Source organism: Bradyrhizobium sp. IC3195 (assembly GCF_020193585.1).
Classification (GTDB): Bacteria; Pseudomonadota; Alphaproteobacteria; order Rhizobiales; family Xanthobacteraceae; genus Bradyrhizobium; species Bradyrhizobium yuanmingense.
In genome coordinates, this window is record NZ_JADYVG010000001.1 from 550,766 (window position 1) to 576,641 (window position 25,876).

Annotated in this window: 28 protein-coding genes and 1 pseudogene; 12 read left to right on the forward strand and 17 right to left on the reverse strand. The window is 64.7% G+C overall.

Features of this window, described 5'->3' with window-relative positions:
- Positions 1 to 174 precede the first annotated feature (174 nt).
- Positions 175 to 954 carry a class I SAM-dependent methyltransferase gene (locus I6F09_RS02570; RefSeq protein WP_225187381.1) on the reverse strand — a complete coding sequence of 260 codons (780 nt, stop codon included), beginning with the start codon at positions 952 to 954 and terminating at the stop codon, positions 175 to 177.
- Between the two features lie 87 nt (positions 955 to 1,041).
- Between I6F09_RS02570 and I6F09_RS02575 the strand changes: the two genes are divergently transcribed.
- Positions 1,042 to 1,500, forward strand: a complete 459-nt coding sequence (locus I6F09_RS02575) for an Rrf2 family transcriptional regulator (RefSeq protein WP_036000430.1) — start codon at positions 1,042 to 1,044, stop codon at positions 1,498 to 1,500.
- Positions 1,501 to 1,574: 74 nt separating this feature from the next.
- On the opposite strand, the gene I6F09_RS02580 is transcribed toward I6F09_RS02575, so the two are convergent.
- The 5 genes from I6F09_RS02580 to I6F09_RS02600 all read right to left on the reverse strand — a co-directional run bounded on the left by I6F09_RS02580 (position 1,575) and on the right by I6F09_RS02600 (position 6,364).
- Positions 1,575 to 1,745 carry a hypothetical protein gene (locus I6F09_RS02580; protein WP_157284651.1) on the reverse strand — a complete coding sequence of 57 codons (171 nt, stop codon included), beginning with the start codon at positions 1,743 to 1,745 and terminating at the stop codon, positions 1,575 to 1,577.
- Positions 1,742 to 3,142: an amidase gene (locus tag I6F09_RS02585; RefSeq protein ID WP_225187382.1), complete on the reverse strand. Its 1,401-nt coding sequence runs from the start codon at positions 3,140 to 3,142 to the stop codon at positions 1,742 to 1,744. Before I6F09_RS02585 ends, I6F09_RS02580 begins: the two co-directional genes overlap by 4 nt.
- 31 nt (positions 3,143 to 3,173) lie before the next feature.
- Positions 3,174 to 4,523 carry a TRAP transporter large permease subunit gene (locus I6F09_RS02590; RefSeq protein ID WP_036000352.1) on the reverse strand — a complete coding sequence of 450 codons (1,350 nt, stop codon included), beginning with the start codon at positions 4,521 to 4,523 and terminating at the stop codon, positions 3,174 to 3,176.
- Positions 4,520 to 5,122: a TRAP transporter small permease subunit gene (locus I6F09_RS02595; protein ID WP_025035930.1), complete on the reverse strand. Its 603-nt coding sequence runs from the start codon at positions 5,120 to 5,122 to the stop codon at positions 4,520 to 4,522. The genes I6F09_RS02590 and I6F09_RS02595 overlap by 4 nt, the downstream gene beginning before the upstream one ends.
- A gap of 114 nt (positions 5,123 to 5,236) precedes the next feature.
- Entirely contained in the window at positions 5,237 to 6,364 is a 1,128-nt protein-coding gene (locus tag I6F09_RS02600; RefSeq protein ID WP_036000349.1) for a TRAP transporter substrate-binding protein, read from the reverse strand.
- A gap of 415 nt (positions 6,365 to 6,779) precedes the next feature.
- Between I6F09_RS02600 and I6F09_RS02605 the strand changes: the two genes are divergently transcribed.
- Positions 6,780 to 8,060: an amidohydrolase/deacetylase family metallohydrolase gene (locus tag I6F09_RS02605; protein ID WP_225187383.1), complete on the forward strand. Its 1,281-nt coding sequence runs from the start codon at positions 6,780 to 6,782 to the stop codon at positions 8,058 to 8,060.
- Positions 8,061 to 8,120: 60 nt separating this feature from the next.
- On the opposite strand, the pseudogene I6F09_RS02610 reads toward I6F09_RS02605, so the two are convergent.
- Positions 8,121 to 8,225, reverse strand: a pseudogene (locus I6F09_RS02610) (DUF3750 domain-containing protein); the annotation flags it as partial.
- A 117-nt stretch (positions 8,226 to 8,342) separates the two neighbouring features.
- Between I6F09_RS02610 and I6F09_RS02615 the strand changes: the two are divergent.
- Complete coding sequence (locus I6F09_RS02615; RefSeq protein WP_225146698.1) at positions 8,343 to 9,965, forward strand: ABC-F family ATP-binding cassette domain-containing protein; 1,623 nt, start codon at positions 8,343 to 8,345, stop codon at positions 9,963 to 9,965.
- A gap of 168 nt (positions 9,966 to 10,133) precedes the next feature.
- Here I6F09_RS02615 and I6F09_RS02620 read toward each other — a convergent pair whose 3' ends face one another.
- The 3 genes from I6F09_RS02620 to I6F09_RS02630 form a co-directional block, all read right to left on the reverse strand.
- Positions 10,134 to 10,667, reverse strand: coding sequence for a transposase (locus tag I6F09_RS02620; RefSeq protein WP_225187384.1), 534 nt, complete (start codon positions 10,665 to 10,667; stop codon positions 10,134 to 10,136).
- Positions 10,668 to 10,847: 180 nt separating this feature from the next.
- On the reverse strand, positions 10,848 to 11,900 hold the full coding sequence (locus tag I6F09_RS02625; protein WP_225187385.1) for a type II asparaginase: 1,053 nt from the start codon (positions 11,898 to 11,900) through the stop codon (positions 10,848 to 10,850).
- Positions 11,901 to 12,192: 292 nt separating this feature from the next.
- Positions 12,193 to 12,441, reverse strand: coding sequence for a hypothetical protein (locus I6F09_RS02630; protein ID WP_036000331.1), 249 nt, complete (start codon positions 12,439 to 12,441; stop codon positions 12,193 to 12,195).
- A gap of 202 nt (positions 12,442 to 12,643) precedes the next feature.
- Here I6F09_RS02630 and I6F09_RS02635 point away from each other — a divergent pair, with 202 nt between their 5' ends.
- Positions 12,644 to 13,105 carry a cupin domain-containing protein gene (locus I6F09_RS02635; RefSeq protein WP_225187386.1) on the forward strand — a complete coding sequence of 154 codons (462 nt, stop codon included), beginning with the start codon at positions 12,644 to 12,646 and terminating at the stop codon, positions 13,103 to 13,105.
- Between the two features lie 6 nt (positions 13,106 to 13,111).
- On the opposite strand, the gene I6F09_RS02640 is transcribed toward I6F09_RS02635, so the two are convergent.
- Positions 13,112 to 14,074, reverse strand: a complete 963-nt coding sequence (locus I6F09_RS02640; protein ID WP_109143954.1) for an alpha/beta hydrolase — start codon at positions 14,072 to 14,074, stop codon at positions 13,112 to 13,114.
- Between the two features lie 115 nt (positions 14,075 to 14,189).
- Between I6F09_RS02640 and I6F09_RS02645 the strand changes: the two genes are divergently transcribed.
- Both I6F09_RS02645 and I6F09_RS02650 read left to right on the forward strand, forming a co-directional pair.
- Complete coding sequence (locus I6F09_RS02645) at positions 14,190 to 14,867, forward strand: nitroreductase (RefSeq protein ID WP_225114113.1); 678 nt, start codon at positions 14,190 to 14,192, stop codon at positions 14,865 to 14,867.
- Between the two features lie 133 nt (positions 14,868 to 15,000).
- Positions 15,001 to 15,204, forward strand: coding sequence for a hypothetical protein (locus I6F09_RS02650; protein WP_036000317.1), 204 nt, complete (start codon positions 15,001 to 15,003; stop codon positions 15,202 to 15,204).
- A gap of 26 nt (positions 15,205 to 15,230) precedes the next feature.
- Here the strand turns inward: I6F09_RS02650 and I6F09_RS02655 are convergent, their stop codons facing one another.
- From I6F09_RS02655 to I6F09_RS02665, 3 genes are read right to left on the reverse strand one after another with little or no spacing between them, the layout of a single operon-like run.
- The gene (locus tag I6F09_RS02655) at positions 15,231 to 16,349 is read right to left on the reverse strand and encodes an HD domain-containing phosphohydrolase (RefSeq protein ID WP_225187387.1); all 1,119 of its coding nucleotides are present in this window, start codon (positions 16,347 to 16,349) and stop codon (positions 15,231 to 15,233) included.
- Positions 16,350 to 16,400: 51 nt separating this feature from the next.
- Entirely contained in the window at positions 16,401 to 16,733 is a 333-nt protein-coding gene (locus tag I6F09_RS02660; RefSeq protein ID WP_036033812.1) for a PilZ domain-containing protein, read from the reverse strand.
- A complete protein-coding gene (locus I6F09_RS02665) occupies positions 16,730 to 17,842 on the reverse strand; it encodes a DUF2336 domain-containing protein (protein ID WP_225187478.1) in 1,113 nt (370 codons plus the stop codon). Before I6F09_RS02665 ends, I6F09_RS02660 begins: the two co-directional genes overlap by 4 nt.
- 297 nt (positions 17,843 to 18,139) lie before the next feature.
- Here I6F09_RS02665 and I6F09_RS02670 point away from each other — a divergent pair, with 297 nt between their 5' ends.
- Both I6F09_RS02670 and I6F09_RS02675 read left to right on the forward strand, forming a co-directional pair.
- Positions 18,140 to 19,087 (forward strand): AraC family transcriptional regulator, encoded by a 948-nt coding sequence (locus tag I6F09_RS02670; protein ID WP_225187388.1) that lies wholly within the window; start codon positions 18,140 to 18,142, stop codon positions 19,085 to 19,087.
- Between the two features lie 50 nt (positions 19,088 to 19,137).
- Positions 19,138 to 19,728, forward strand: coding sequence for an NAD(P)H-dependent oxidoreductase (locus tag I6F09_RS02675; RefSeq protein ID WP_225187389.1), 591 nt, complete (start codon positions 19,138 to 19,140; stop codon positions 19,726 to 19,728).
- Between the two features lie 107 nt (positions 19,729 to 19,835).
- Here I6F09_RS02675 and I6F09_RS02680 read toward each other — a convergent pair whose 3' ends face one another.
- Complete coding sequence (locus I6F09_RS02680; protein ID WP_225187390.1) at positions 19,836 to 21,917, reverse strand: HAMP domain-containing methyl-accepting chemotaxis protein; 2,082 nt, start codon at positions 21,915 to 21,917, stop codon at positions 19,836 to 19,838.
- Positions 21,918 to 22,045: 128 nt separating this feature from the next.
- Positions 22,046 to 22,657: a helix-turn-helix domain-containing protein gene (locus tag I6F09_RS02685; protein WP_225187391.1), complete on the reverse strand. Its 612-nt coding sequence runs from the start codon at positions 22,655 to 22,657 to the stop codon at positions 22,046 to 22,048.
- A gap of 101 nt (positions 22,658 to 22,758) precedes the next feature.
- On the opposite strand from I6F09_RS02685, the gene I6F09_RS02690 reads away from it, so the two are divergent.
- On the forward strand, positions 22,759 to 23,241 hold the full coding sequence (locus I6F09_RS02690) for a tautomerase enzyme (RefSeq protein WP_225187392.1): 483 nt from the start codon (positions 22,759 to 22,761) through the stop codon (positions 23,239 to 23,241).
- 60 nt (positions 23,242 to 23,301) lie between these two features.
- Here I6F09_RS02690 and I6F09_RS02695 read toward each other — a convergent pair whose 3' ends face one another.
- Positions 23,302 to 23,742, reverse strand: coding sequence for a DUF1810 domain-containing protein (locus I6F09_RS02695; RefSeq protein ID WP_225187393.1), 441 nt, complete (start codon positions 23,740 to 23,742; stop codon positions 23,302 to 23,304).
- Positions 23,743 to 23,948: 206 nt separating this feature from the next.
- Here I6F09_RS02695 and I6F09_RS02700 point away from each other — a divergent pair, with 206 nt between their 5' ends.
- The 3 genes from I6F09_RS02700 (at position 23,949) to I6F09_RS02710 (ending at position 25,818) form a co-directional block, all read left to right on the forward strand.
- The gene (locus I6F09_RS02700) at positions 23,949 to 24,899 is read left to right on the forward strand and encodes a DUF2778 domain-containing protein (protein ID WP_036000297.1); all 951 of its coding nucleotides are present in this window, start codon (positions 23,949 to 23,951) and stop codon (positions 24,897 to 24,899) included.
- Positions 24,900 to 24,965: 66 nt separating this feature from the next.
- Entirely contained in the window at positions 24,966 to 25,223 is a 258-nt protein-coding gene (locus I6F09_RS02705; RefSeq protein WP_036000273.1) for a hypothetical protein, read from the forward strand.
- A 94-nt stretch (positions 25,224 to 25,317) separates the two neighbouring features.
- The gene (locus I6F09_RS02710; RefSeq protein WP_036022833.1) at positions 25,318 to 25,818 is read left to right on the forward strand and encodes an SMI1/KNR4 family protein; all 501 of its coding nucleotides are present in this window, start codon (positions 25,318 to 25,320) and stop codon (positions 25,816 to 25,818) included.
- The last annotated feature ends 58 nt before the right edge of the window (positions 25,819 to 25,876 follow it).

Sequence of the window (25,876 nt, forward strand, 5' to 3'; positions counted from 1 at the left end):
GATTGGGACGACAACCGCTGCTCAGACAAGCCGCTTCTGATGAAGCTTTGACCACACCCCACCCATGTGTCGCAATCGGGCGCGAGTTTCTGCTCACTGGTCAGACGCTCCGGTTTCGGGAGATCGAGAGATCGGCCGATAGTGTGACGGCCCGCCAGGCTTTATGTTTGAGCCTCATCGTTCAGCGACGCCAATGAGTGCGGTCGAGTTTATCGGCAGCACCGGACGACCATCGGCCCTCGCTCGCACCTCGGCAATCACCGCAGCCTTTTCGATGTCGTCCAGGCTGGTCCAGTCGGGCGACATGCCAAAGAGCGTGTCAGGCGCGTCGAGCGCCGCGACGTCGAGCAGAAAATCATGAGTCACCGTGTCGATCCGGGGATTGCGATAGCCGGCACTGACGAGGGCGCGGGCGAAATCGTCCGGATCGCTCAGGGCCTGAACGGCTTCAGGCATTGCCATGCCCGGCCGATCAGGGAACAGCTTTTGCCGCACTTCGCCCAACAGGAGGAAGGTCGCCGCGCCCCGTTTCCGCCAGGTCGCAACCACGCCATGCCCGCCGGGCCGCGTAACCCGTCGCATCTCGGCCAAACCCTTGCGCCAATCGGGGAACATGATGACACCGAAGATCGAAAAGACGGCATCGAAATGCGCGTCGGGCAGGTCCAGCGCCTGTCCGTCCATGACCCGCGCCTCCACATTGGGCAGACCAGCAGCTGCGATGCATCCGACCATGCCGGGCGAGAAGTCGGTCGCCAGGACTCGTGCGCCGGTGCGAGCGGCTGCGAGGGCGACCGCGCCGGTGCCGGCTGCCACATCGAGAACATGACTCTGAGGCGTCAGGGTTACGCGCGCCAGCGCCGCCTCCGCAAACAGGGCGGTGAAGGGGTGCGCGGTCTCTCGATAATGCCTGGCTGCGCTGTCCCAGTGGTCTGGATCCTCAAACTGTTGCACGTCGGATACCTCACGAGTCATGTAACTTTATATGTATCATGACTGCGTGCCCTTGCCAATGATGGGATGCGTGCGAAAGATCAGCCGATGCGAAACGACAGCCGCCTTTCTCGAATGCTGCATGTGCTGCTCCACATGGCGCGACATGACGGCCCCATGACCTCGGAGGCGATCGGCACGATGCTGGGGACCAATCCGGTCGTCGTTCGCCGCACATTGGCGGGGCTGCGCGATGCGGGCTATGTCCGGTCGGACAAAGGGCATGGCGGCGGCTGGGTCATCGCGTGCGACCTCGAGCGCGTGTCACTTCTCGATGTCTATCGTGCGGTTGGTGGTCCCCGGCTATTTGCGATCGGGAACGAGCATTCCAATCCAGACTGTGCGATCGAGCAACTCGTCAACGCAGCGGTGGACGATGTCCTTCGCGATGCCGAAGCATTGCTGGTCGAACGGTTGGGCGCGGTGAGCCTCGCAGACTTGAGCAAAGGTCTCGACGCGCGCTGCGCAGGCGATCCCAGGTGGCAGCTCGAACGGGTTGGCCGCTAAAGCTCTCTTCTTGTCGTAATTCTGGCTGCTCCGGCCAATGCCGAGAAGTGAAGCGTCTTCTTGCCATGGGGCATTCAGCGAGGCGCGCCGTTCGTCCGCAGGGATCGCACGAAATCGATCACGGCTAGCACCACGACGCAGACAACGATGATGATGAGCGGAATGGCCTTGATCCAGACCAGCAGGATTCCAAGAAATGCGATCATGAGCGCGAGGCCGATGAGTCCGGTGATCAGATTGGTCATCGCACTTTCCTTTTCTCCGCGCCGGGAGCCGAGTTCGATCCGGCGCTCGGGGCGTTGCGCCGACCGCTGCCACGCGTGCGCCCAATGGTCTTGATCAGCCAGTGCGCCGTGCGCAAGAGGCGGGCGTCGTTGCCGCGGCGGCCGACGAGCTGGGCGCCCAGCGGAAGGCCCGTTTCTGAACGCATCAAGGGCAGGCTGATGGCGGGCACGCCGAGATAGGTCCAGAGCGAGCAGAAGACCGGATTACCCGTCGTTTCGATTGCGGGCGCCGCGCCCGGTGCCGCGGGCGTCAGGATGGCGTCGTATTCATCGAAAACGTGGTCCAGGGCCTGGTTGAGCGGCGCAATCCCGGTCAGAGCGTTGCAATAATCCGCCGCAAGATGCGCGCGGCCGCGCGCGATCGCCTGGCGTAGCCGCGTGCTCAGTCTGTCGCCGCCGCGTTCGTCATCGCGCCGCAGATTGTGCGCCATATCGACTTCCATGATGATGCGGTGCATGTCGACGGCCCCGTCGAAGCTCGGCCCAAGCTCGACCTCGCTGCACGCTTCGCCCAAAGCGTCGACGAGCTCGGCAAAGGCTTCACGCGTCTCCGGCTCGGCCTGATCCCAGACCGGAGAGCGCACAAAGGCAAATCGCGGCGGCAACGGCGGCTCGCTCGCCGCGACCGCAGAAAACGGCGGGCGTGCAACAGGCCGGGTGTCCGGATCCTCCGGGTCGAAGTCGACCATGACCTCCGCCAGCAGGGCCGCGTCCTCGACGTTGCGCCCGAACACGCCGACATGATCGAGCGTGCGCGACAATTGGAGCGCGCCGCTGCGTGGAATGAGACCATGCGTGGGCTTGAAGCCGACCACGCCGCAGAAGGCGGCAGGGCGGATCACCGAGCCGTTGGTCTGCGAGCCGATGGCACCCGGCACCATCAGCGCCGCGACGGCCGCGGCGGAGCCCGAGGACGATCCGCCGGGGGTGTGATTTGGGTTGTGCGGATTTCGGGTCTTGCCCGGATTGTAGTACGCGTACTCGGTGGTCACCGTCTTGCCGAGGATCACCGCTCCAGCCGCCCGCAGACGCGCCACGGCCGCCGCATCGCGCCGCGGCGTGCGTCCGGCCCACAGCTCCGATCCGAATTCGGTCGGCATGTCGCCGGTGTCGAAGATATCCTTGATGCCCACGGGCACGCCATGCAGCGGGCCTGTGGCCTTGCCGTGCTTGCGATGATCGTCGGCCGCCTCGGCCTGCCGCATCGCGTGGTCGCGATCGAGAAACGCCCACGCCTGGATATCGCGATCGACCTCATCGATACGCCTGAGGCAGTCGCCGACGAGCTCCACCGAGCTGAGCCGGCCGTCGCGGATGCCGGCCGCGGCGTCCGCGAGGCCGAGCGCGTTGAGACTCATGCGCAGCCTCTCGTCGGTTTGCCGGGTCCGCTCATCGCGCCCCATAGAGATAGCTCGGCAGCCACAATGCGATCCCCGGGAAGATGTAGACCAGTGCCATGGTGAGGAAGACCAGGCCGACGAACGGTAGCGCGCCGGAGAAGATGTCGGTCAGCTTGACCTCAGGCGGCGCCACGCCCTTCAGATAGAAGGCGGCCATCGCGACCGGCGGCGTGTTGAAGGCCGTCTGCGTGTTCAGTGCGACCAGGATGCCGAAGAAGATCGGATCGATGCCGTATTGCGGAAGCAGCGGCAGGAAGATCGGCACAAAGATGATGATGATCTCGGTCCATTCCAGCGGCCAGCCGAGCAGAAAGATGATGATCTGGGTCAGCAGCAGGAACTGGATCGGCGAAAGGTTCATCGAAGTGAAGAACTGCTCGACCACCGATTGTCCGCCAAGGACGGCAAACACCGCCGAAAACGTCCAGGATCCAATGAAGAGGTAGCAGACCATCGCCGTGGCGCGCACGGTCAGGTACACGGATTCGCGTATCATCTCGTAGTTGAGCGAACGATAGGCAGCCGCCAGCACGATGCTCATGAGGGCTCCCACCGCGGCCGCTTCCGAGGGCGTCGCCAGCCCAAACAGGATCGCGCCGAGCACCGAAACGATCAGCAACGCGAGCGGCAGGAACGACGTGGCGAGCGCCCAGATGACCTTTGAGGTCGGCACGTCGGTCTGCTCGCGGGGCAGCTTCGGCGCGAGCGCGGGATTGATGATCGCGCGCGTCATCGCATAGAGGACATACAAGCCGGCCAGCATGAACCCCGGAAAGAACGCCGCCGCGTAAAGCTTGACCGCCGAGACGCCGGCGGTCGCCGCATAGACGATCAGGAGAATGCTCGGCGGAATCAGGATGCCGAGGCAGCCACCGGCGCAGACGACGCCCGCCGACAGCTTGGCGTCGTAGCCCGCTCGCAGCATCGCCGGCAATGCCAGCAGCCCCATCAGCGTGACGACGGCACCGACGATGCCGGTGGCGGTCGCGAACATGGCGCAGGTGATCAGCGTGGCCACGGCAAGTGCGCCCGGCACGTTCTTCATCGACAGCTGCAGCGAGTAGAACAGGCGGTCGAGGATGTTTGCGCGCTCGATCAAATAACCCATGAACAGGAATAGCGGAACCGCCACCAGCACGTCGCTGGATGTGACCTCGAACGTCTTCTGCACCAGAAGCGTGAAGATACGGTTCTGAAAGAAGTCCTGACCGGGGGTGTAGTAGGCGTAATAGCCGAACGAGACGCCCATCGCCATCAGCGTGAAGGCGATCGGGAAGCCGAGCATGATGATGAAGATGAAGAGGCCCAGCATCAGCATGCCGAGTTGAGGATCGGTCATGCGCCTGGTCCCTTCTCACTCTGCGGCTCAGCCGCGTGCTGCTGATGTTCGCGGATGACGAGGCTCTCGGTCTCCTCCACGTCGTGCAGGCGCTGCGGCCATCGACCGGTGCGGATGCACAGCACGCAGCGGATGATCTCGGCGACCCCTTGCAGGAACAGAAGGAAGCCGGTGAGCGGGATCAGCGCCTTCAGTGGAAACACCGGAACGCCGGCCGGACTGAAGATGCTGACTTCGCGGAAGCGCACCGACATCTGGGCGTAGTTCCAGCCCGAATACATCAGCGCCGCGATCGCCGGCAGGAAGAACAGGATATACAGGACGAGGTCCATCGTCGCCTGGGTGCGCGGCGACCAGAGGCGGTAGACCACGTCGGCGCGGACATGGCCGTTTCGCGAGAGCGTGTACGCGCCGGCCATCAGGAACATCGCGCCATAGGTGATGTAGCTGATGTCGAAAGCCCAGGTGGTCGGCGCACGCAGCACGTAGCGCACGAACACCTCGTAGCTGACTCCCAGGGTGAGAACGAGGATCAGCCAGGCGAACGCCTTGCCCACCCACGTGCTGAGCTCATCGATGAAGAACAGGAATTTCGTCATGCGAGCTGAACTCGCTGCGAGCAGTCCATCCGGATGTCCCCCTCCAACTCGTGGGCGGCGCTTCAATTGCGCCGCCCTCGCGATAAGACCTGACGCGATCCCCCGCGACAGCCGTCAGACCTTGAGCACGCCCGGGAAGTGATGCTCGAAGGCGCCGCGGTAGTCCGTCGCGTTGTTCATGTTGTAGTAAACCACGCGGCGCACCCATTCCTTCTGCGAATCCATCACCTTCTTCATGAATGGATCCGAGCCGAGCTGGGCGATCAGACCGTCCCACGCCTTGATCTGCGCGTCGAACACAGACTTCGGTGTGCGCTGGACGTTGACCTTGTCCTTGTTGATCAGCTCCTGCAGGTCCTTCGAATAATAATCCATTGCCTTCCATTCGTTGGCGGAGGACACGGCTTCGGCGGCGTATTGCAGGATCGCCTGCTGTTCCTTCGGCAGCGCGTTGAATTTCGTCCGGTTGAACATGATCTCGAAATATTCCGTCGCCTGATGATGGCTGCCCATCATGTAGTTCTTGGCGACATCCTGCGCGCCGAAGCGCCGGTCCGAGGTCGGATTGTTGAACTCGAACCCGTCGATCACGCCGCGCTCCATCGCGGGTACGATCTCGCCGCCGGGCAGCTGCGCGACCGATGCGCCCATCGCCTGGAAGAGATCGGCGGCCAGACCCACCGTGCGATATTTCAAGCCCTTGAGATCGGCGTCGCTGGTGATCGGCTTCTTGAACCAGCCGAGCGGCTGGGTCGGCATCGGCATGGCGAAGAAGCTCTTGATGTTGACGTTCATGATCTTGGTCTGGAGTTCCTCGAACAGCTCCTTGCCGCCGCCGTTGTGGATCCAGCCAAGGCCTTCGTTGGCGTTGAAGCCGAACACCGGGCCGGTGCCGAACAGCGAGGCGGCCTTGTGCTTGCCGTACCAGTACACCGTCACCGTGTGTGCCGCGTCGATCTGGCCGCCATGAACGCCGTCGAAGACCTGGAACGGATGCACGACCGAGCCGCCGACCAGATAGTCAATGCGCAGCCGGCCTCCGGCCATATCGTTGACGCGCTTCACATAATCTTCGGCCATCTCGTTGAAGACATCGGCCTTGCCCCACGAGCCCTGCATCTTCAGGGTCGCTGTCTGCGCCCGGCTGACTTGCGGCATGGCGATGGTGGCAGCGCCGGCCGCGCCGGCGGTCAGCAGGAATTTGCGACGAGTTGTTCTGGTCTTCTCGGACTTTGCAGTCATGGACGTCCTCCCTGGCGGCCTGATTGTTCGAACGCGTTTCGACGCGCTTGTCGTTGTGAACCGCTGGAGGTATGCCGCATTCCAGCGACTTTGATCACAGTTTGGACGCATTGCCGGCATCCGACAAGCCCCGGTGTCGCATTATTGGTCTTAGACGTTCGACTCCAAGCAGCCGGATATTCACGCGCATGTCGCGGCGCAGCAAAGATGCAGCCGGACTTCTGCCAGTGGTGCCCGCCCGATGCGATTCTGGAAAATTTCGCGGCTCCTCAGGGCTCGCGTGCCGTCATAGGATCGGATCATCCGGGCTTCATTTCCAAGCCCGTTCGTTGTGAACTCGACCTTGGCGGCGGAAGCAGATCTGGACATCCAGCCCGGCCGTTGCCGCGAACAAAAGCACAGAGGGGGGATCATCATGCCTGCGTTGTCACGCCGCGATTTCCTGGCACTCTCGACGGCGGCCGCCGCCGTCGGCCTCGCCGCGCCCGCGCGCGGGGCGATGGGGCCGAACGACAAATACGATCTGGTGATCCGCGGCGGCGAGGTGCTCGACCCCAGCCAGTCGCTGCGCGCCAGGCGCGATGTCGGCATCCGCTGGGGCACGATCGAGGCGGTCCAGGAGGCGATCCCGGCGGAGCGCGCGGTGAAGAGCATCGACGCCTCGGGCAAGCTGGTGATGCCCGGCCTGATCGATCTGCATTGTCACGTCTATCCCTACGGCTCGGCGATCGGCATTCCCGCCGACGAGCTGGTCCAGTTCCAGGGCACGACGACCGTCGTGTCGGCGGGCGATGCCGGCGTCAACAATCTGGCGGCGTTGCGCCGCTTCATCGTGGCCCAGACTCGGGCGCGGATGTACGCCTTCGTCCACATCGCCAATAACGGCCTGTCGGCGTTCCCGGTCGCCGAGCTCCACAACATCGATACAGCGCAGACCGAAGCCTGCGCCATGGCACTGGCCGAGAATTCGGACTTCCTGCTCGGGGTCAAGGTGCGCATGTCGGAAAACGTCATCTTCAAGCATGGGCTCGAGCCGCTCAAGCGCGGCATCCAGGCGTGCGAGATGTGCGGCTGGCCGGCGAAGATGATGGTGCATATCGGCGGCGTCGAATCCAAGGAGCTGATGTCGCAAATCCTCGACCTGATGCGCCCGGGCGACGTGCTGACGCATGCCTATTCGGGCGCCCCGAACATGTCGAGCGTGTTCACGAATATCGTTCAGGACGGCAAGCTGCTGCCTGCGGCTCTCGCGGCCAAGCAGCGCGGCGTCATGTTTGACGTCGGGCATGGCGGCGGCAGCTTCGATTTCACCGTGGCGGAAGTGGCGATCCCCGGCGGATGCGCTCCTGATACCATCTCTTCGGACATCCACGTCTTCTCCGGCAATTCGCCGGGGATTCCCTTCCTGCCCAACGTCATGAGCAAGTTCATGACGCTCGGTTTCACGCTGGAGCAGGTGGTCGCAATGGCAACGACCGCGCCGGCGAAGATCATCAGCCGCGCGCCGAAGATCGGCACGCTGCAGGTCGGTGCGCCCGCCGACGTCGCGATCATGGAGCTGGTGGAGGGACCGGTCAGCTTCGTCGACACGCGCAACAACAGGAGGGAAGGGAAGGCCCACCTCAAGCCGATCCAGACCGTCATCAACGGCGTGCCGTTCGGGCGGCCGTATCAGGCGCCGTTCTCAGTAAGATAGAGAGGCGGCGCCGGTCTCAGGTCTCTTCGAGGTTCGGCGAAAAGTTCTTACAGACCGGGCGTTGATCTCCAGGCCTTCGACCCAGCCGATGGAAAAGCCGACATATCCGGCAAGCGAAGCATAGATGCCCGTGCCGGACGCAGTTAGCCCGACCCATTTGCCCGTAGGCCCCGAACCGAGCGGTCACGAGCGAATGGGCTCGATCCCGGCCTGTCCCGGGCTTCCCCTCGCGCCCCGCATGGCCTATGACGCTGCAACGCAAAAATCCCCCAAAAGACACGCATGATCCGCCTCGACAACGTCAGCAAGCAAGCCGGCCACCAGATCCTGTTCATCGAAGCCTCCGCGGCCCTCAACAAGGGGGAGAAGATCGGCCTTGTCGGGCCGAACGGCGCCGGCAAGAGCACGCTGTTCCGGATGATCGCCGGCGAGGAACTGCCCGACGAGGGCCAGGTCTCGACCGATCGCGGCATCACCATCGGCTATTTCAACCAGGACGTCGGCGAGATGTCTGGCCGCAGCGCGGTGGCCGAGGTGATGAACGGCGCGGGGCCCGTCAGCGAGGTCGCGGCCGAATTGCGCGAGCTCGAGGCCGCCATGGCCGACCCCGACAAGGCCGACCAGATGGACGAGATCATCGCCCGCTATGGCGAGGTGCAGCACCGGTTCGAGGAGCTCGACGGCTATGCGCTCGACGGCCGCGCGCGCGAGGCGCTCTCCGGCCTCGGCTTCAGCCAGGAGATGATGGACGGGGACGTCGGCAAGCTCTCCGGCGGCTGGAAGATGCGCGTGGCGCTGGCGCGCATTCTCCTGATGCGCCCCGACGTCATGCTGCTCGACGAGCCGAGCAACCATCTCGATTTGGAAAGCCTGATCTGGCTGGAAAAATTCCTGCACGATTACGAAGGCACGCTTCTGATGACCTCGCACGACCGCGAGTTCATCAACCGCGTGATCTCCAAGGTGATCGAGATCGATTCCGGCTCGCTCACCACCTACACCGGCGATTACGAATTCTACGAGCAGCAGCGGGCGCAGAACGAGAAGCAGCAGCAGGCGCAGTTCGAGCGCCAGCAGGCCATGCTCGCCAAGGAGATCAAGTTCATCGAGCGCTTCAAGGCGCGCGCCTCGCATGCGGCCCAGGTGCAGAGCCGAGTCAAGAAGCTCGACAAGATCGAGCGAGTCGAGCCGCCGCGGCGCCGCCAGAGCGTGGCGTTCGACTTCCTGCCGGCGCCGCGCTCGGGCGAGGACGTCGTCGCACTCAAGAACGTGCACAAGGGCTATGGCTCAAAGCGCATCTATGACGGGCTGGACTTCATGATCCGCCGTAAGGAGCGCTGGTGCGTGATGGGCGTCAACGGCGCCGGCAAATCGACGCTGCTCAAGCTGGTGGCCGGTGCGAGCGAGCCGGACGAGGGTACGGTGGCGCTGGGCGGCAGCGTCAAGATGGGCTATTTCGCCCAGCACGCGATGGATCTGCTCGACGGCGAGCGCACCGTGTTCCAGTCGCTGGAGGACGCGTTTCCGACCGCGGGGCAGGGCTCCTTGCGCGCGCTCGCCGGCTGCTTCGGCTTCTCCGGCGACGACGTCGAGAAGCGCTGCCGCGTGCTCTCGGGCGGCGAGAAGGCGCGCCTCGTCATGGCCAAGATGCTGTTCGACCCGCCGAACTTCCTGGTGCTGGACGAGCCCACCAACCATCTCGACCTCGCCACCAAGGAAATGCTGATCAACGCGCTGTCGGATTTCGAGGGCACCATGCTGTTCGTCTCGCACGACCGGCATTTCTTGGCGACGCTGTCGAACCGCGTGCTGGAGCTGACGCCTGATGGCATCCACCAATATGGCGGCGGCTACACCGAATATGTCGCGCGCACCGGCCAGGAGGCGCCGGGGTTGCGGAGCTAGTGGTGGGCGGTAGCCCGGATGGAGCGAAGCGCAATCCGGGATCCGTGTGCGACGTCGGCGCTCGTGTCGTGCCGCGGGGACCATCCCTGGATTGCGCTGCGCTCCATCCAGGCTACGGGCGGCCGTGATGGACCGGTAGCCCGGATGGAGCGTAAGCGTAATCCGGGATCAGTCTCCGCGTTCACCAAAGCTGCCGCTTATCTCGCCGGCTCCTCCCCAATCGGGAGGTAGAATACCAGCGCGAACGTAGTGATAGAGCGAGCTGTAGGGCCACTCAATCGCCGCTGCAACGAGCCCGTGCTTGACCGGATTGTAGTGAATGTAATCGGCGCAGCGCTCGAAATCCGCATCGTTACGAATTGTGTGTTCCCAAAATCGCCGCTGCCAGAGCGCGTACTCGCCGCGATGATTGCGGCAGATCGGTGCGCCGGAAGCTGCCAGGCGGTGTGTGAAGGCACTCTTGATGCGCTTCCAACGACCCGAGAAGTCCGAGTCACTATCGGGGAGCCTCATAATGACATGCAGGTGATCAGGTAGGATCACGATCGCATCGATCTCGAATGGTCGTTCGGCACGCGTTACGCGAAATGCGCTGCGGAGCTCGTCGACATGATCAACCAGCACGGATGACATTCGATCGTCCAGCGTGACGGTGAAGAAGAACATCCCGCCGGGTACGAAATTTCGCCGATAGCGAACCATGCGAGGGACTTTCCCGGATTGCGCTTCAGTCGGGCGAAGGATGGGCCGAAGCCCGGATGCCGCGCAGGGCAATCCGGGGAGTGCTACAGGGACAGTCGTGCCGGTGCTTGGTCTGCCCCGGATTACGCTGCGCTTCATCCGGGCTACAACTAGGGCGGCCCTCCGGGTCCGGATCATGCTCTAATAGGCGTAGAACATCCGCTGAATGTCCTTGGTGTCGGTCGTCCTGGTCAACGCCAGCATCAGCAAGATGCGCGCCTTCTGGGGATTGAGCGTATCCGAGACGACGAAGTCGTGCTCATCGTCCTTGGCCTCGCCATTGCGCGCGACGATGCCGTTGCCGACACGGCTGCTGCGAAGGATCACCACGCCCTTCTTGCGGGCTTCGTCGAGCGCCGGCTCGACCGCCGGGCGGGCCAGGCTGCCGTCGCCCACGCCGGCATGCACGATGCCCTTGGCACCGGCGGCGACAAAGGCGTCGATCGCGACCCGGTTCATGTTGGCGTAGCCGTAGACGATGTCGACCTGCGGCAGCACATCGAGCTTGGACACGTCGAATTCGGAATCCGCCGTGTGCCGGCGGGTCGATTGCCGATAGAAATACGGCTTGTTGCCCTGCATGTAGCCGAGAAAGCCGAGTTCAGGCGTACGAAAGGTGTCCGCCGTGGACGTGTTGTTCTTGGTGACGTCGCGTGCCGCGTTGATCTGATCGTTGAGGGCGACGAGCACGCCCTTGCCGACGGCCTCTTCACTGCCTGCGAGGATCACCGCATTGAAGAGGTTGATCGGGCCGTCCGCGCTGATCGCGGTCGACGGCCGCATCGCACCGACGACGACCACGGGCTTCTTGCTCTTGACGACCAGATTGAGGAAATAGCTGGTTTCCTCGATCGTGTCGGTCCCGTGCGTGATCACGATCCCGTCGACGTCGTCCTGCGCTAGGAGCGTATTGACGCGCTTGGCGAGCTTCAGCCAATAATCATTGTTCATATTCTCGCTGGCGATCTGGAAGACCTGCTCGCCCTTGACGTTGGCCACCGTTTTCAACTCGGGGACGGCGTTCAAGAGGGTCTCGATGCCCACCGTGGCTGCGGTATACCCGATGACGGTGGTGCTGCTCGCCCCGCTGCCGGCGATCGTGCCGCCGGTTGCGAGAACCATGACGTTGGGCAGGCCGGGGCCTCTCGCGTTGGCAACGTCAACGATCATGAGCAGCGCAAAGAGCACGCTCATTATCGCCATCATGTGATCACGCACGCGGAACTGCAACATCTCGTCCATCCTTTGCTGGAAGCCTCGTTGATGCGCCCCGGTTCGCTCAGCGTCGCATCATCTGTCAGCCGCTGCGTTCTGTCTAGGGTCGCGGCGCGTTTGCTTTACGCGCTCGGCGCGTGTCGGAAAGTGGCGGTGCGGAGGCACCAAAAAGCAAATGGCCGGGACATTCTCGCGCGAAGACGCGCTTCTGCCCGGCCATGACGGCATTTCGGTTGTGGCTTTGCTGAAAAAGCCGGGAACGGACTGCGCGTTACGCGCTGGTCTCGCACTTCTTCATGAAGCTGTTCTTGGCGGCGCCGGCGAGCGGCTTGCCGTCTGCGCTGACGGCCTTGGGCGCGCAGGCGTCTTCCTTGCACTTCTTCAGGAACGAGGTCTTGGCGGCGCCGGCCAGCGGCTTGCCGTCCTTGCCGACGGCCTTGCTCTCGCAGGTTTCTTGCGCAAGGGCCGAGCCCGCTGCGAAGGTGGCAACGATCGCAGCGAGGAAAATCCGTTTCATCATGGGGGTCTCCTGAACCAGAAATGGCCGGGAGAGTGGAGCCGGGAATCGTGGCGCAATCAAGCAGGATGAGCACTGGGCCGCCCGGTCGCCCGCTGATTTTTGCGCGCCAGCTCGGAAGATGTCGCCTCTGTTGCAGTGCTCGCTGACCGCATCGGGCGATCCTGCTAGCGTCGGTCCCTTGAGATGGAGAGGAAGCATCGTGATGGACGCCGCGATCCCGCACGACCAGGCAGCCGATCGGCATTCCCACCTGGTTCGACCCCAAGACATGGATTGGCAGAAGACGCGCTTTCCGGGCTGCGAGGCCAAGACGCTACTGTTCGATCGCAGTACGGGGCTGATGACCGCCTTGATGCGTTTTGCGCCAGGATCGGTGCTGCCCGATCACGAACATGTCGGCATCGAGCAGAGCTGGGTGATCGAAGGCGCGCTCGTCGACAAGGAGGGTCCGGCCAAGGGCATTGCCTGCAAGGCCGGCGAATTCATCTGGCGCGAGGCGGGGAGCCGGCATGCCGCCTGGTGCCCCATCGGCGCGTTGATCCTGGCGATCTTCCAGGTGCCGAACAAGTTTTTCGAGGCCGACGGCCGCGTGGTCGATGCCGCTGGCCAGGACTGGGATGAGACCTGGGGGCACACCGCGGCGCAGCGGGCGCAGAGCGCCTGATCGCCTTCACGCGCCGCGCATCAGCAGCGCCTTGAAGTCGGCCCGCGCGCGCTGCGCCTCAGTGCGCGCGACGTCGGAGGCGTCGCCCATGCCGAAATAGCCATGGATCAGGCCGGGGCCCTCATGGTGCTTGACCTTCACGCCGGCCGCCTCCAGCGCCCGCGCATAGGCGGCGCCTTCGTCGCGTAGGGGATCGAACCAGGCGGTGGTCACGACCGCGGGCGCGACGCCGGCCAAGGAGGCGGCCCGCAGCGGCGAGACGCGCCAGTCGCCGGCGTGCGCGGGATCGGCGAGATAATGGCCGCAGAACCATTCCATCGTCGCCCGCGTGAGGAAGTAGCCCTCGGCGTTCTCGCTGCGCGAGGGATAGCGCGCGTTCTCGCGCGCATCGGCATAAGCGCCGACGACGTCGGTGACCGGATAGACCAGCAGTTGCGCGGCGAGCTTGATGCCGGCCTCCCGACAGGCGATCGCGCTCGTCGCTGCGAGATTGCCGCCGGCGCTGTCGCCGGCAACGCCGAAGCGCGTTGCGTCACCGCCAAATTCCGCGACGCGGCCAAACACGTCGCTGACCGCGGCGAAAGCATCCTCGAAGGCGCCGGGAAAGCGCGTCTCGGGCGGGCGGCGATAGTCGACGGAGACGACGACCGCGCCGGTCTCGATCGCAAGGTTGCGCGCCTGCCGGTCGTGGGTTTCGAGATCGCCCGCAACCCAGCCGCCGCCATGGAAGAACACCACCGTCGGTGCCGGCGCGGCGCCGACCCGATAGACCCGTGCGGGAAGCAGACTGGCGCCGCCTTTCACCCTGATATCCTCGACGCTATCGACCGGCGGCGGCGGAATGGCGGCACGCGAGGCAGCGAGTGCGCGCAAGGAATCGCGGGCGCTCTGTGGCGTCATGACCGTGGGATCGCGCATCGGCATGAGCGGAATGATCTGGGCGATGACGGGATCGAGCGGTGCGGCCATGGGCTTTCCTCACAGGGTTCTTGGTCTTGCTTGGTCATTAGCATAGGTTTTGCGGGCCGCATCGGCAACCGGCGTGCGTCGCAAGGCCGGACGAACGGGCAGGGAGGTTCACGAGGTGGAATTCGAGACGCTGGTCCAGTCGCGCCGCAGCGTGCGTGGCTTCAAGAACGAGCCGGTGCCGCGCGCGGTGATCGAGGCGATCATCGAGAGCGCCAAGCGCGCGCCCTCGTCGATGAACACCCAGCCCTGGCATGTCCATGTGCTCACGGGTCATCCGCTGGAGGAGGTGCGTCGCCGCAACATGTCGGAGATGGCCGGCGGCGCCAAGGTCAAGCGCGACATCGTCAGCCATGGCGAATACCAGGGCGTGCATCGCACCCGGCAGGTCGACATCGCCAAGAAGCTGTTCGGCGCGATGGGAATCGCACGCGACGACAAGCCGATGCGGCAGGACTGGGTGCTGCGCGGCTTCCGCCAGTTCGACGCGCCGGTCTCGCTGGTGCTGACCTATGACCGCGTGCTCGATCCCGGCGCGGTCTGCCACTTCGATCTCGGCGCGCTCTGCTACGGCATCGTGCTCGCGGCGTGGGACCGCGGGCTCGGCTCGGTCATCAACGGGCAGGGCATCATGCGCTCCGACATCGTGCGCGAGGTCGCCGAGATTCCGGAGGACGAGGTCATCATGACCTGTGTCGCGATGGGCTATCCCGACGACGGCTTTGCCGCGAACGCCGTGCGCTCGGACCGCGAGCACAACCACCAGTTCGTGCGTTACGTGGGTTTTGCCGATTAGCACGAGCAAGAGGAGATTATTCTCTGGCGGAAAATTTTTGGTGCGGTGTCGCGAGTGGCCTCTTGCAATCTCGAAGTCGCGGGAGGAACAATATGCGGACTGAGAGGTTTGTTGCTGGCGCGAGGGAATTGATATGCGGCGGCTGGCTAGCCTGGTTCGGCGGTTCTTCGGTCCGCGACTGCGGCCCAAGATCGATGATGATCCAAGTCTTCCTTTCACACCCGAAGAGTTCGGCCGGCTGATTCGCAGCGGCCGGCACGAGGACATGAAGCTGCTGGCCGACGGGCTGGCCTGCCGCTCCATCCCGCGCCGCGCCAGCCATCGTGCGACGCATTAGGCTGCGCTCGAGACGGGTCACAGCGCTCACCGCGTGAGCGCGACCTGCTTGAACGCGCGGACTAGCGCCTTCTCCAGCTTGCCTGTCATCTCGCACAGAACGTCGTAGGCCTCCGCGCGCGGCATGGTCGGCTTGTAGTGCCGGTGCTCGATCAGGGCTGCGAAGATGTCCGAGATCGTTAGAATCCTGACGATATCGCCAATGCTCTCGGCGCAGAGTGCATCGGGATAGCCGCTCCCGTCGAGGTACTCGTGATGATGGCGGACGGCATCGAGAATCTCCGGCGAGATCCCGTCATGGTCCTTGAGAAACGTATAGCCGGCGGCGGGATGCGTTTCGATCAGCGCGCGCTCGGCGGCATCGAGGCGGCCCGGCTTGTCGAGGATGGCGAGCGGAATCTGCGCCTTGCCGATGTCATGGAACATGGCCGCCGAGTAGAGACGTTCCAGGTCGGCCCTGCCGACGCCAAGGCTCAGACCGAAGTCGATGGCGACACCGGTGACGAGCAGGCAATGCTGATAGGTTCCTTCGTGGTGCCGCCGCACCGTCATGAGCCACTCCGTCAGGCCATGCCGGGTGATGCGATCGGCGATCTGGCGCCCCGCTTCCTTGGTGGCGTTGACGTCAAGCGGCTGGCCCAGGGTGACGGAGGTAAACATGGATGCGATCGCGGTCGCGGCGGTCTCGACGGCAGTGTCGGCCTGCGCGCTCTCGCGCGACGCGGCCGAGAGCGGATCAGGCGGATCGGACAGCGCCGCCAGCAGCCTCGCCCGGTTGATGGTGCCCGGAAGGACCAGTGTCGCTCCAAGCGCATAGGCCTGCGAAACGGCGACATGCGAGGTGTGCTCCAGCAGGAAAATCCGCTTCTTCGCCTTTGCGAGCTTGCCCGCCCGTTTCTTGATCGCCGCGATATTGTCGACATCGCGAAGCTCGGCGCGAATGACGATGGCGGACGGCACCTCTGACAGCTTGGCCTCGGCGTCCAGCCGCTCGCCCGCGAAGGCGAAGCGTTGCTCGAGGAGCGAGCACACACCGGCCAGCTTGTCGGACGTGTCGGCCAGCACATGAACGAATGGGCGCGGCGCTGCAGCGACCGCGACGCCGCCAAGGCTGGTGGGTTTGAGTGTGGTTTGCGCGTTCTGCACGGATATGCCCCGGAATAGCGCGGGCTCCAATCGATGGGTCGAATTCTCGGTCTATTTGGCCTGATCGGAGCTCTGCGCTGCGGCAGCCGGCGTAATCGCCTGCTTCTTCTTGCTTTGTGCCGTGACGAAGTGGATGCCAGCGGTGGTGCCGTCGATCCAGACCAGCTCGCAGCGCCGGTAGGCCAGGCCCGTCGACGACAGCAGCATGAAGAATTCCTTGGCCTGGAGCACATCCAGCGTGCCCTCGACCTCGACCTTCGCGCCCGTCTGCGAGACGTCGAGCAGGACGCAGCTGCGCCGCCAGGTGCCGTCGGATCCCATGAGATTGACCGGCTGCCTGTGGTCCATTTTCACGCGAAAGGCTTTGCGACCGTCAAACTTCATCGGCTAACCCCCATCTTTTTTGCGTCGCGATGTCCCCGACCGCACTCCTTGGCGTTTGCGGCAATTTCGCCCCACCGCACCGTCCACTGGCTGGTCGACAGCAGCAGCGTCTCGAAAATGTGCTGCGCGCGTTCGCGCTCGGCGAAAGAAAGCCGTGTGCCGCAGCGGTTGCTCAGGATGGCGAGCGTGGTCTGCCAGTTCAGCCGCGAGGCGCGGCAGGCCATGACGAGACCCTCGCAATCCTCGTCGGTCATGACATGTTCGACGATCTCGATGGGAGCGCCTGAAAGCACCGACAGCGCGGTGATGAGATTGGCGCTCTCGCCGCGGATGGCGAAGCGGTTCACCGTGGAATCGTTCAGCTTGCCGATGCGGCTGAGTGCAACGATCTCCGGTCGCGCGATCGCATAGGCCGCCGCGGAGGGTAGCTTGGTGACGATGGGTGCGGCCGTTGCGGCTTGAAGCGAGACGGTGGCGTTCGGGCCGATGCCGGATTTCGGCGCCGGTGAGGCCGACAGCAACTTCCGCATGACTGTGTCGGGCGTGTCGGGCCTGAGCGCCAGTGCCTTGGTGAGTTCGTCATCCACCAGGCACTTCTCAACCAGCGCAACGTAAGCGGCTTCGGAGAACCTTGCCTCGCTGTTGCCGATCAGCGCAAGACAAACGCTGGAAGTGCCCCCCTTGATCAGCGTCTCCATCACCGGTGGATCGATCGACGCGCGGCCGGCGATGGCACATTGCTGCCGTACGCCGCTTGCGGCTGCGATCAGTGTGAGATCGGCCGTGGACAATGACTGCGAGCGGAGCAAAACGGGGCAGGCGACTTCCGGATCGCGGTGCGAGGCGAGACGTCGCACGGTGTCCGGCGGAGCCGCCTTGAGCTCTGCGAGCGCCGTGCTGGCATCGATCAGCGTGCTGGCCTCAACCCGCTCGATCAGTCGCAGCAGGACGCCGTCGACCACATCGGCGAGCAATTCCTGGGATCGACCGCGGCTGCTTGTGAGCAGTTGCAAAAGGCCCAAGAGGATGCGGGCGCACCGGTCCAGCGGACACGTTGCAACCGCGTTCTCCAATTCGGTCAGATTGTCGGCAGGCGAATTTGCCGTCATGGCAGGAGCCTGAAATGAAATAAATTGCACAATCAAACGGCGGTCATTCCGCCGTAAAGGCGTTAATTTGAATCTTAAATGTCGACGGCTTCGGTATTGGCGCACCGGCTCAATTGCAGGAAACGCTATCGAAATTCGGCGAGACAGGGTTGTCCCGGATTGTTCTTTCAACCGGCCCGTCTCCAATTGATCAGGGCACGTTAGGATCGATTCTAACGAAATAAACCGAAGGAGGCAGCGAACGGCACCCCGCGGCCGGACGCACATTCAGAGCGGCGCGGCATTTTTCGTATTTCCATGAACAGCATTGACGATGTGCCGAGGTCGGCACTCAAAACATTTCGTTTTTCAGACGTCGACGAATTTCGAAGCGCTATACGCGGGCTGAATTTCGAATTCACCCCTTTTGTGCGGAAGATTTCGGCTGAGCAGACGATCTTGGCCTTACCGGGCTGCGACGTGAATTTGACGCGCGCGTTTCCGCGGGTGGTTGACGCACAACTCGTGGAGAATTGCACGGCGATCGGCTTCACGATGGATGATCTCAACGTGCCAATTCGCTTTAACGGCTCGCAACGGGCGCGACCCGCCGTGGTCATTGGCAGCGGCGGGGCGGCCTACACCACCATCGAGGAGGTGCAGCGGCAAATCGCCTCGGTGGTTTTCCGGCCCGAGGTGAGGGATCGTGGCTGGCCGCCCACGCTCTCGAGCTTCAAGATTTTTGAAATCTCCACGGCCGGCTTGCAGCGGTTGCGCGGCGTGGTTCGGGAGGTGCTGGCCGAGGCGGCCGGGCCGATTTCGGCAGCGGAGCTCTTGTTGAAGGGCGCGGCGATGAAGGAGTCCCTGCTCGGAGCCGTTGACGAGGCCTTTGCGACGATCGTTCCGGCCCGCTGGACCTTTGCACCCAACGACGGACGGAATTTCAGGCTATTCCAGGACATCCGCGCGCTGCTGTCTGACGACCTGTCGGAGCCGATTTATAGCGACGAGATCGCGCGCAGGCTCGGACTGTCCGTTCGCACCATGCACGACGTCGTGCGCCGCTATCGCGGCATGAGCCTGCACCGCTATTTGCGTCTGCATCGGCTGTGGCTGGTGCGTCGGCGCCTTCTCGCCGGGGCCGATAGCGTCAAGGCGGTCGCGCTGGCGTATGGCTTCTGGCACCTCAGCGATTTCTCCAGAAGCTACCGCGACCAGTTCGGCGAGACGCCGTCGCAAACACTGGACCGCGGTCGCGGAAGGTAGAACGATAAATCGGGTAGGGCTGGGCGCCGGTTTCGTGCTACCGTTCGGCCATGAGCAATCGCATTCTCGTTCTCTACGGTTCTTACCGTTCCGACCGCATGGGCATCCGCCTTGCGAATTTCGTCATCAACCGGCTGCGCGATCGCGGCGAGGACGTCGAATTCATCGACGCCAAGGCGATCGGGTTGCCGATGCTGGACCGGATGTACAAGGAACATCCCAAGGGCTCGGCGCCGGAGGCGCTGGAGAAGCTGGCCGGGCAGATCCGCGGCGCCGACGGATTCGTCTTCGTCACCGGCGAGTACAATTGGGGCATGCAGCCCGGGCTGAAGAACCTCACCGACCATTTCCTGGAGGAATGGTTCTGGCGCCCGGCCGCGATCGTGAGCTATTCGGCCGGCCGGCTGTCCGGCGCGCGCGCAGCGACCGCCTGGCACGGCACGCTCTCGGAGATGGGCATGGTGGTGATATCGAGCACCATCGGTGTCGGCCCGATCGCGCAGACGCTGTCGGACGCCGGCGAGCCGATCGGCGATGGCGGCGCGGCCCTGGAGCGCTCGTTTCCGCGCTTCGCCGACGATCTGACCTGGTGGATCGAGGCGGCGAAAGCACAGCGGGCGCGCAAAGCGCCGCCGTATTGAGGTCGCGTAGCCTGGATGGAGCGACAGCGTAATCCGGGACGGTGCCGATGACGTACGAGCCCCCGGATTGCGCTGCGCTCCATCCGGGCTACGATCGCGCGGGTGCCTTACGCCGCCCGGACCTCGCCGAGGAAGCGCTCGAACTGGCCGGCGAGATCGCGCGACTGGGTCGAGAGCTGCTCGGCCGCGCCCAGCACCTCTCTTGCCGCGGTGCCGGTGTCGTCGGCGGCGCGCTGCACGCCGGAAATGTTGCTGTTGACCTCCTGGGTGCCGCGGGCAGCCTCCTGAACGCTGCGGGCGATCTCCTTGGTCGCCGAGCCCTGTTCCTCGATCGCCGCCGCGATCGCGGTGCCGATCTGGTCGATCTCGGCGATGACGTCGGCGACGTTGCGGATCGCCGCCACCGTCTCGTCGCTCGCGGTTTGGATCGCGGTGATCTGCTCGGAGATCTCCGTCGTGGCCTTGGCGGTCTGGCCGGCTAGCGACTTCACTTCGGAGGCGACCACGGCAAAGCCGCGGCCGGCCTCGCCAGCACGGGCGGCTTCGATGGTTGCATTTAGCGCAAGCAGGTTGGTCTGCTCGGCGATGCTCTGGATCAGCGTCACGACGTCGCCGATCTTCTGCGCGCCCTCGGCGAGCGTGCGCGCCGTGTCGCCGGTGCGGCGGGCGTTGTCGACGGCACGGGCCGCGATCTCGGTGCTTTGGGCGACCTGACGCCCGATCTCCGCGATCGAGGAGGTCAGCTCTTCGGTGGCGCTCGCGACCGTCTGCACGTTGGTCGAGGTCTGCTCGGAGGCGGCGGCGACCACGGCGGCCTGGCTGTTGGTCTGCGCCGCCGTCGAGGTCATCGACTGCGCGGTGCTTTCCATTGCAGCAGAGGCCCGCGACAGGCCGCCGACCAGCTCGGTCACCTTGGCCTCGAAGGCGCGGGTGAGATCGTCGAGCGCCTGGGCGCGGCGCATCTTGCCGTCGTTCTCGGCCTGCTTCTCGGCCGCGAGCCGATCGGCCCGGATCATGTTGTCCTTGAACACCTGAACGGCCGCGGCCATCGCGCCGATCTCGTCGGAGCGCTCGGCGCCCGGAATGCTCTCCGCAACCTCGCCGTCGGCGAGCCGCGACATGCGCGTCGTCAGGCCGACGATCGGCGCGCAGACGCGGCGGCGAACCGTCACGATGAGGCCGACGCTGGCGATCAGCACGGCGACAAGGCCGACGAGCGCGATCGTGAAGCTGGTGTGCGCAGCCGACGAAGCGCCGGCGAGAATCTGCTCGGCGTTGTCGTAGAAGGCGTTGCGGACCTCGATGATGGTGCCGAGGCCGCGCTGCGTGGCGGCGTAATAGGTGTCCACGTCGTGCTCGTACTTGCCGGTGACGGCGCCGTCCTTCGCCAGCTTGAGCTCGCGGCCGAACTCCTCGACATAGACCGAATTGAACTTCTCCAGCGCCGCGGCGACGTTGGCGGGCGTCGCCGGATTGCCGCGCAATTCCAGCAGCGCCATCACGAGTTGGTCGTTGCGGCCTTGCGAGCGGCTGATGTCGGCCTTCTCGGCGTCGGTCGCCGGCTTCTTTCCGCCGACGAGGTTCTTGTGCAGGCTCGAGTTGAAGCCGCCGACGTCGCGCAGCGTCATCGCGATATTGGCGTAGCTGGCCTGCCGGTAGGCATCTCCGTTCAGGATCGCCATGCGGCGGACCTGCTCGTTGAGCAGCGCGGTCACGCCGCCGTTGAGCACGGCATTGTCGGCGACGATCTTCTTGGCGGCGTCCTTGCGCGCCTCGGCGGGACCTGCCAGCGCCTTGTCGATGGCCTCGCGCAACGCGGTGAACTTCGCGTTGATGCCGTCGATGTTGCTGCCGATCGTGGTGCCGTCGTCGAACGGGCCGGGCAGCTCCTTGCGCAGCGCGTTCATCTTGTCGCGGGCGCCGTCGGTCTGCTTGCGCAGCTTGTCCTGCTCGGCCAGCAGCGCAGGGTCGATGGCCGCTGGGCCGTAGAGGATGTTGGTGGAAAAGCCGCGCTCCGGATTGAGATAGCGCGGGATGTCGCTGACCGCGCGGACGATCGCGAGCCGCCCCTGCGCTTCGGTGATCCGTTCCATGGTCTCGTACTTCGTCGCGGCGACGTAGACGGCGAGGCCGCCGCCGACGGCCGAGAGCGAGACAATGGCGCTGGTCAGGAGCGTTCCGATTTTCATGATCTGTCCGGCAAATATCGGAGAACTATTTGTCCGGACGATAGGGCGGCCGTGTTAATCTGCGGTTTACGCTCTTTGGCCGTCTCAGCTGTAGGTCGCCCCGACCGGAGCCATTGCGCCTCTCCAAACTACCTGTTTGTACGGGCGAGGGCGGCTGCGAGGACGGTCTCGAGTTCCTCCTGAACCTGATCGAGCGCGTCGGCGCTGCGGCTGGCGCGGCACATCGCGACCGTGCCTTCGATCGACGCGACGACGAGCGTTGCAAGCCGCTCGGCGCGCTCGGGAGCCAGTCCTTCGCGCAACAAGGCTGCTTGCATGATCCGCCGCCAATCGGCGAACACGCCTTCGGCGAGATCGAGCAGGTGCTGCTGCGCGGCCGCGTCGTCCTTGTCACTGGGCTCACCGACATAGCGATCGACCGCCACGGCGAGCACGGGGCAGCCGGCTTCGAAGCCGGTTGCCTCCAACTGACGGCGCCATGATGCGACAAAAGCCTTGAGGCCGCCGATCACGCCGCGTTCGTTCATGGCTTTCTCCAGAGGAATGGACACCTGCCGGCCGGCGAAGGTCACGGCTTCGGCGATCAATTGCGGCTTGCCGTCGGGGAAGTGGTGGCTGATCGAGCCGCGCGGCGTCGCCGTGTGGCGAACCACGTCGCGCATGCTGGTGGCGTTGACGCCGCGGCGGCTCATCAGGTCGGCGGCGCCGGCGATCATCCTGTCGCGCGTGGTGGCAGTCATCGGGAATCCTGCAATGGCCATCTTCATCTAGACTATGACACTTGACATAGGCAAGCCGTGCTGAGAAATGACGGGTGTCATATTCGTGGGGAGGTGCCAATTTGACCATCATCACCGTGGCCGCACCGGCCGGACGGCTCGGCCTGCCGCAGCGCCGGCAGCTTGCGGAAAGCCTGACCGACGCCGTGCTCGAGCCGGAGGTCGGCCAGAAGGCGCCGGCGGCCCGAATGGGGTTTCAGGTGCATTTCCACGACCTGCCGCCCGACAGCATGGCGATCGGCGGCCGGTTGCTGTGCGACCAGGACAAGCCGCGCGACATCATCACTGTCAACATCGCCGTCATGAACGCGGCCTGGCCGGCGGAGGTGCGCGCCGAGGTGATCCGCAACGTGCTGGCGCGACTTGCGGAGGCCTGCGGCGTGCCGGCGCCGTCGCCGACTTGGTGGGTCAATTTCGAGATCATCGATGAGGGAAGCTGGGGATCGCGCGGCGGGGTGCTCTCGATCCTTCAACTGCTGGATTCCGGCGTGTTCACGCCGGCCCGGATCGAGGCGATCCGCGCGGCGCTTCAGCAGCCGGCCTGACTCGCAACACCGCAATCGAGCGTCGCGCGGCCGTCTTCCAGGGGCGCTGATCGGCGCCTGCTAATGCCGAGCCTGATCGAGCTTTTCGAGGATCTCCAGCGTGGCGCCGTCGCGTTCGCCCGCGAAATAGCGGGCGAGCGCCTGATCGAAGACGGGCTCGGCGGAGACCGCGCCGAACAGCGTCATCGACGAGCGGAATTTGGCGTCATCCGGCGCGCCGAGGATCGCGTTGATGGTCCGGCCCTCGACCGCGAGCACCAGCCTGGTGCATTCGATCAGCCGGCCGCCGAGGACGGGGTGGGCGAGATAGGCCTCGGCCTCCGCCCGGGAGCCGATGGCGTAGCGCTGCGACATGGCGCTGGCGCCGAGACCTGCGACCTGGGGGAAGATGAACCACATCCAGTGAGTCTGCTTCCGGCCCCGGGTCAGCTCGCCCAGGACGTCGCGGTAGACCGCGTTCTGAGCCTGGACAAAGCGATCGAGATCGAACGGATCGGTCATTGGATACCTTAGGGGATACCTTTGGAGGGCCTTGGCGGCCCCGATTATGCCTAACTTTTGGCTCCCAATGTGGTAGCTGGTATAGAGTCTCTCCGGGTGGGGGTGGGTAAGCCCCCGGGGGTCGATTTGGGGATCTGATGGTTTCCGACGCAGCACACGCCGAGAGGCTGTTGTCGCGCCGCCGTGTCGGGCGGGCTGAAACGATTCTGCTGTCTGTGGCCGCGATGGCGCTGGCGCTCGGCGCCGCCGCGTGGGTCGCCGATATCAGCGATTCGACCCCGCTGGTCTCCGCGGCGTTGCCGCCGGCCAATGCCCCCTCATTCGAGGACCGTTTCGCCTCGGCCTCAGCCGGCCCGTCGCCGCGCGAGCTTGGTCTGCGGGTGCTGGAGCGCTCCGCGGTGAATGCGGCCCAGCTCAAGCTGCGGGATGCCAAGGCGATGCTGGCCCAGAAGCTCCAGGGCGACGACTGGCGCTCGATCCTGACCGAGGACGACCGGTACATGACCGAGGAGGCGAGGCGCTCGCAGCGCGCCGACGCCATCCCCATGCCGCGCGCGCGTCCAGTCCAGGCGGACTTCTCCGCTCAGATCGCCTCCAGCCAGGCCTATGCGGACACCAATCTCAGGGTCGACAACCGCAACTTCTTCGAAAAATTCACCGACAAGATCAAGCTGGCCTCGCTGACGCCCGGCGACGGCCTGCTCGGCAGGGGGCCGGACCTCGCCGCGCTCGGCTACGATTCGCGCACCGCGGTCTATGACATCTCGGCCAAGGCGGTCTATCTGCCGAGCGGCGTGGCGCTGGAAGCTCATTCCGGCCTGGGCGCGCTGATGGACAATCCTGACCATGTCGACCGGCGGATGGTCGGCGCGACGCCGCCGGCGATCTACGATCTGAAGCCGCGCGAAAAGCCGTTCCACGGCGTCCGTGCGCTGCGCATGACCCCGGTCGAAGGCACCAGCGCGCTCGGCCGCGTCGGGCTGCTCACGCACAATTACCTGCTCGGGCCGCGCGGCGATTCCAACGGCTGCGTCTCGATCAAGGACTATGATCGGTTCATCAAGGCCTACGACAATGGCGAGTTCAACCGCCTGGTCGTGGTGCCGAGTCTGCGCGGCGCGGCGACCGCCTCGCAGCGCGCGAGCACCGATTCCTGATATTCGCCTGCAACGGCGGGGCTGCCGTTTCCCCTTCGTTAAGCCGTCCTCGTCCAGAAGCAGCCCATGAGCGATCCATCCAATTCCGAGACCCCGCTGCGCACGACGTTCAAGATCAAGCTGAACGGCGACACGCTGGCGATCGCGACCGTCGGTCAGGCCTATCAATTCCTGACCAACTTCAAATCGGTCGAGTGGATGGAATTTCGCTCGCTGCACGAGGACGCCGTCGCGGCCCTGGAAGGCGCCGCCGGTAACGCCATGCTGGCGGTGCAGGCAACCAACGCCGTGCGCGCGCTGTTCGTCAGCGCCAAGCTGCTCTGAGAGAATCTCTCCCTCTGGCCTGATCCGTCGCCCTCGAACCCACTGCAAGGCGGGTGCGACGAAGGCTTGCGCGTCCGCGCCAGGGAGAGGGAATATGAAATTGGCGGAATTCATTGCAGGCATCGACGTTGGCGCGGAGCAACCAACCGAAGCCGCGCTCACCGCCTTCGAGACGTCCATCGGCTGTCGCTTGCCGGACGACTATCGCCGCTTCCTGCTGGCCTGCGCCGGCGGCTATCATCAGGGGGGCGCCGACTTCAACTGGCCGCATGGGGACTGGGCGGGTTCGGTGCAGGAGGTCCTGGGATTGCGGTCCGACGAGTGCTCGCTGGTGCAGACGCGCCAGACGCCGCAATGGCCGACCGTCGATGAGCTGTTGTGGATCATGAGCGACCACGGCGGCAATCCGATCTGCATGACGATCGACAAGGCCCATTTCGGCGAGATCTGGTTCATGGACCACGAGATGGCCGAATACGAAAAGCCCTGGACACTGGCGCAGGCGATGTCCGATCAATGGGGCTATGTCCTGCCGCTAGCACCGACGTTCAGCGATTTCATCGCCGGCCTGTACGAGGAAGCAGCGGCCGCCTGAGGCGAGGCCGGGCCGAGCGGGCGGGTCCGCCGCGACATGCTGGGTCCAGCTGGTCCAC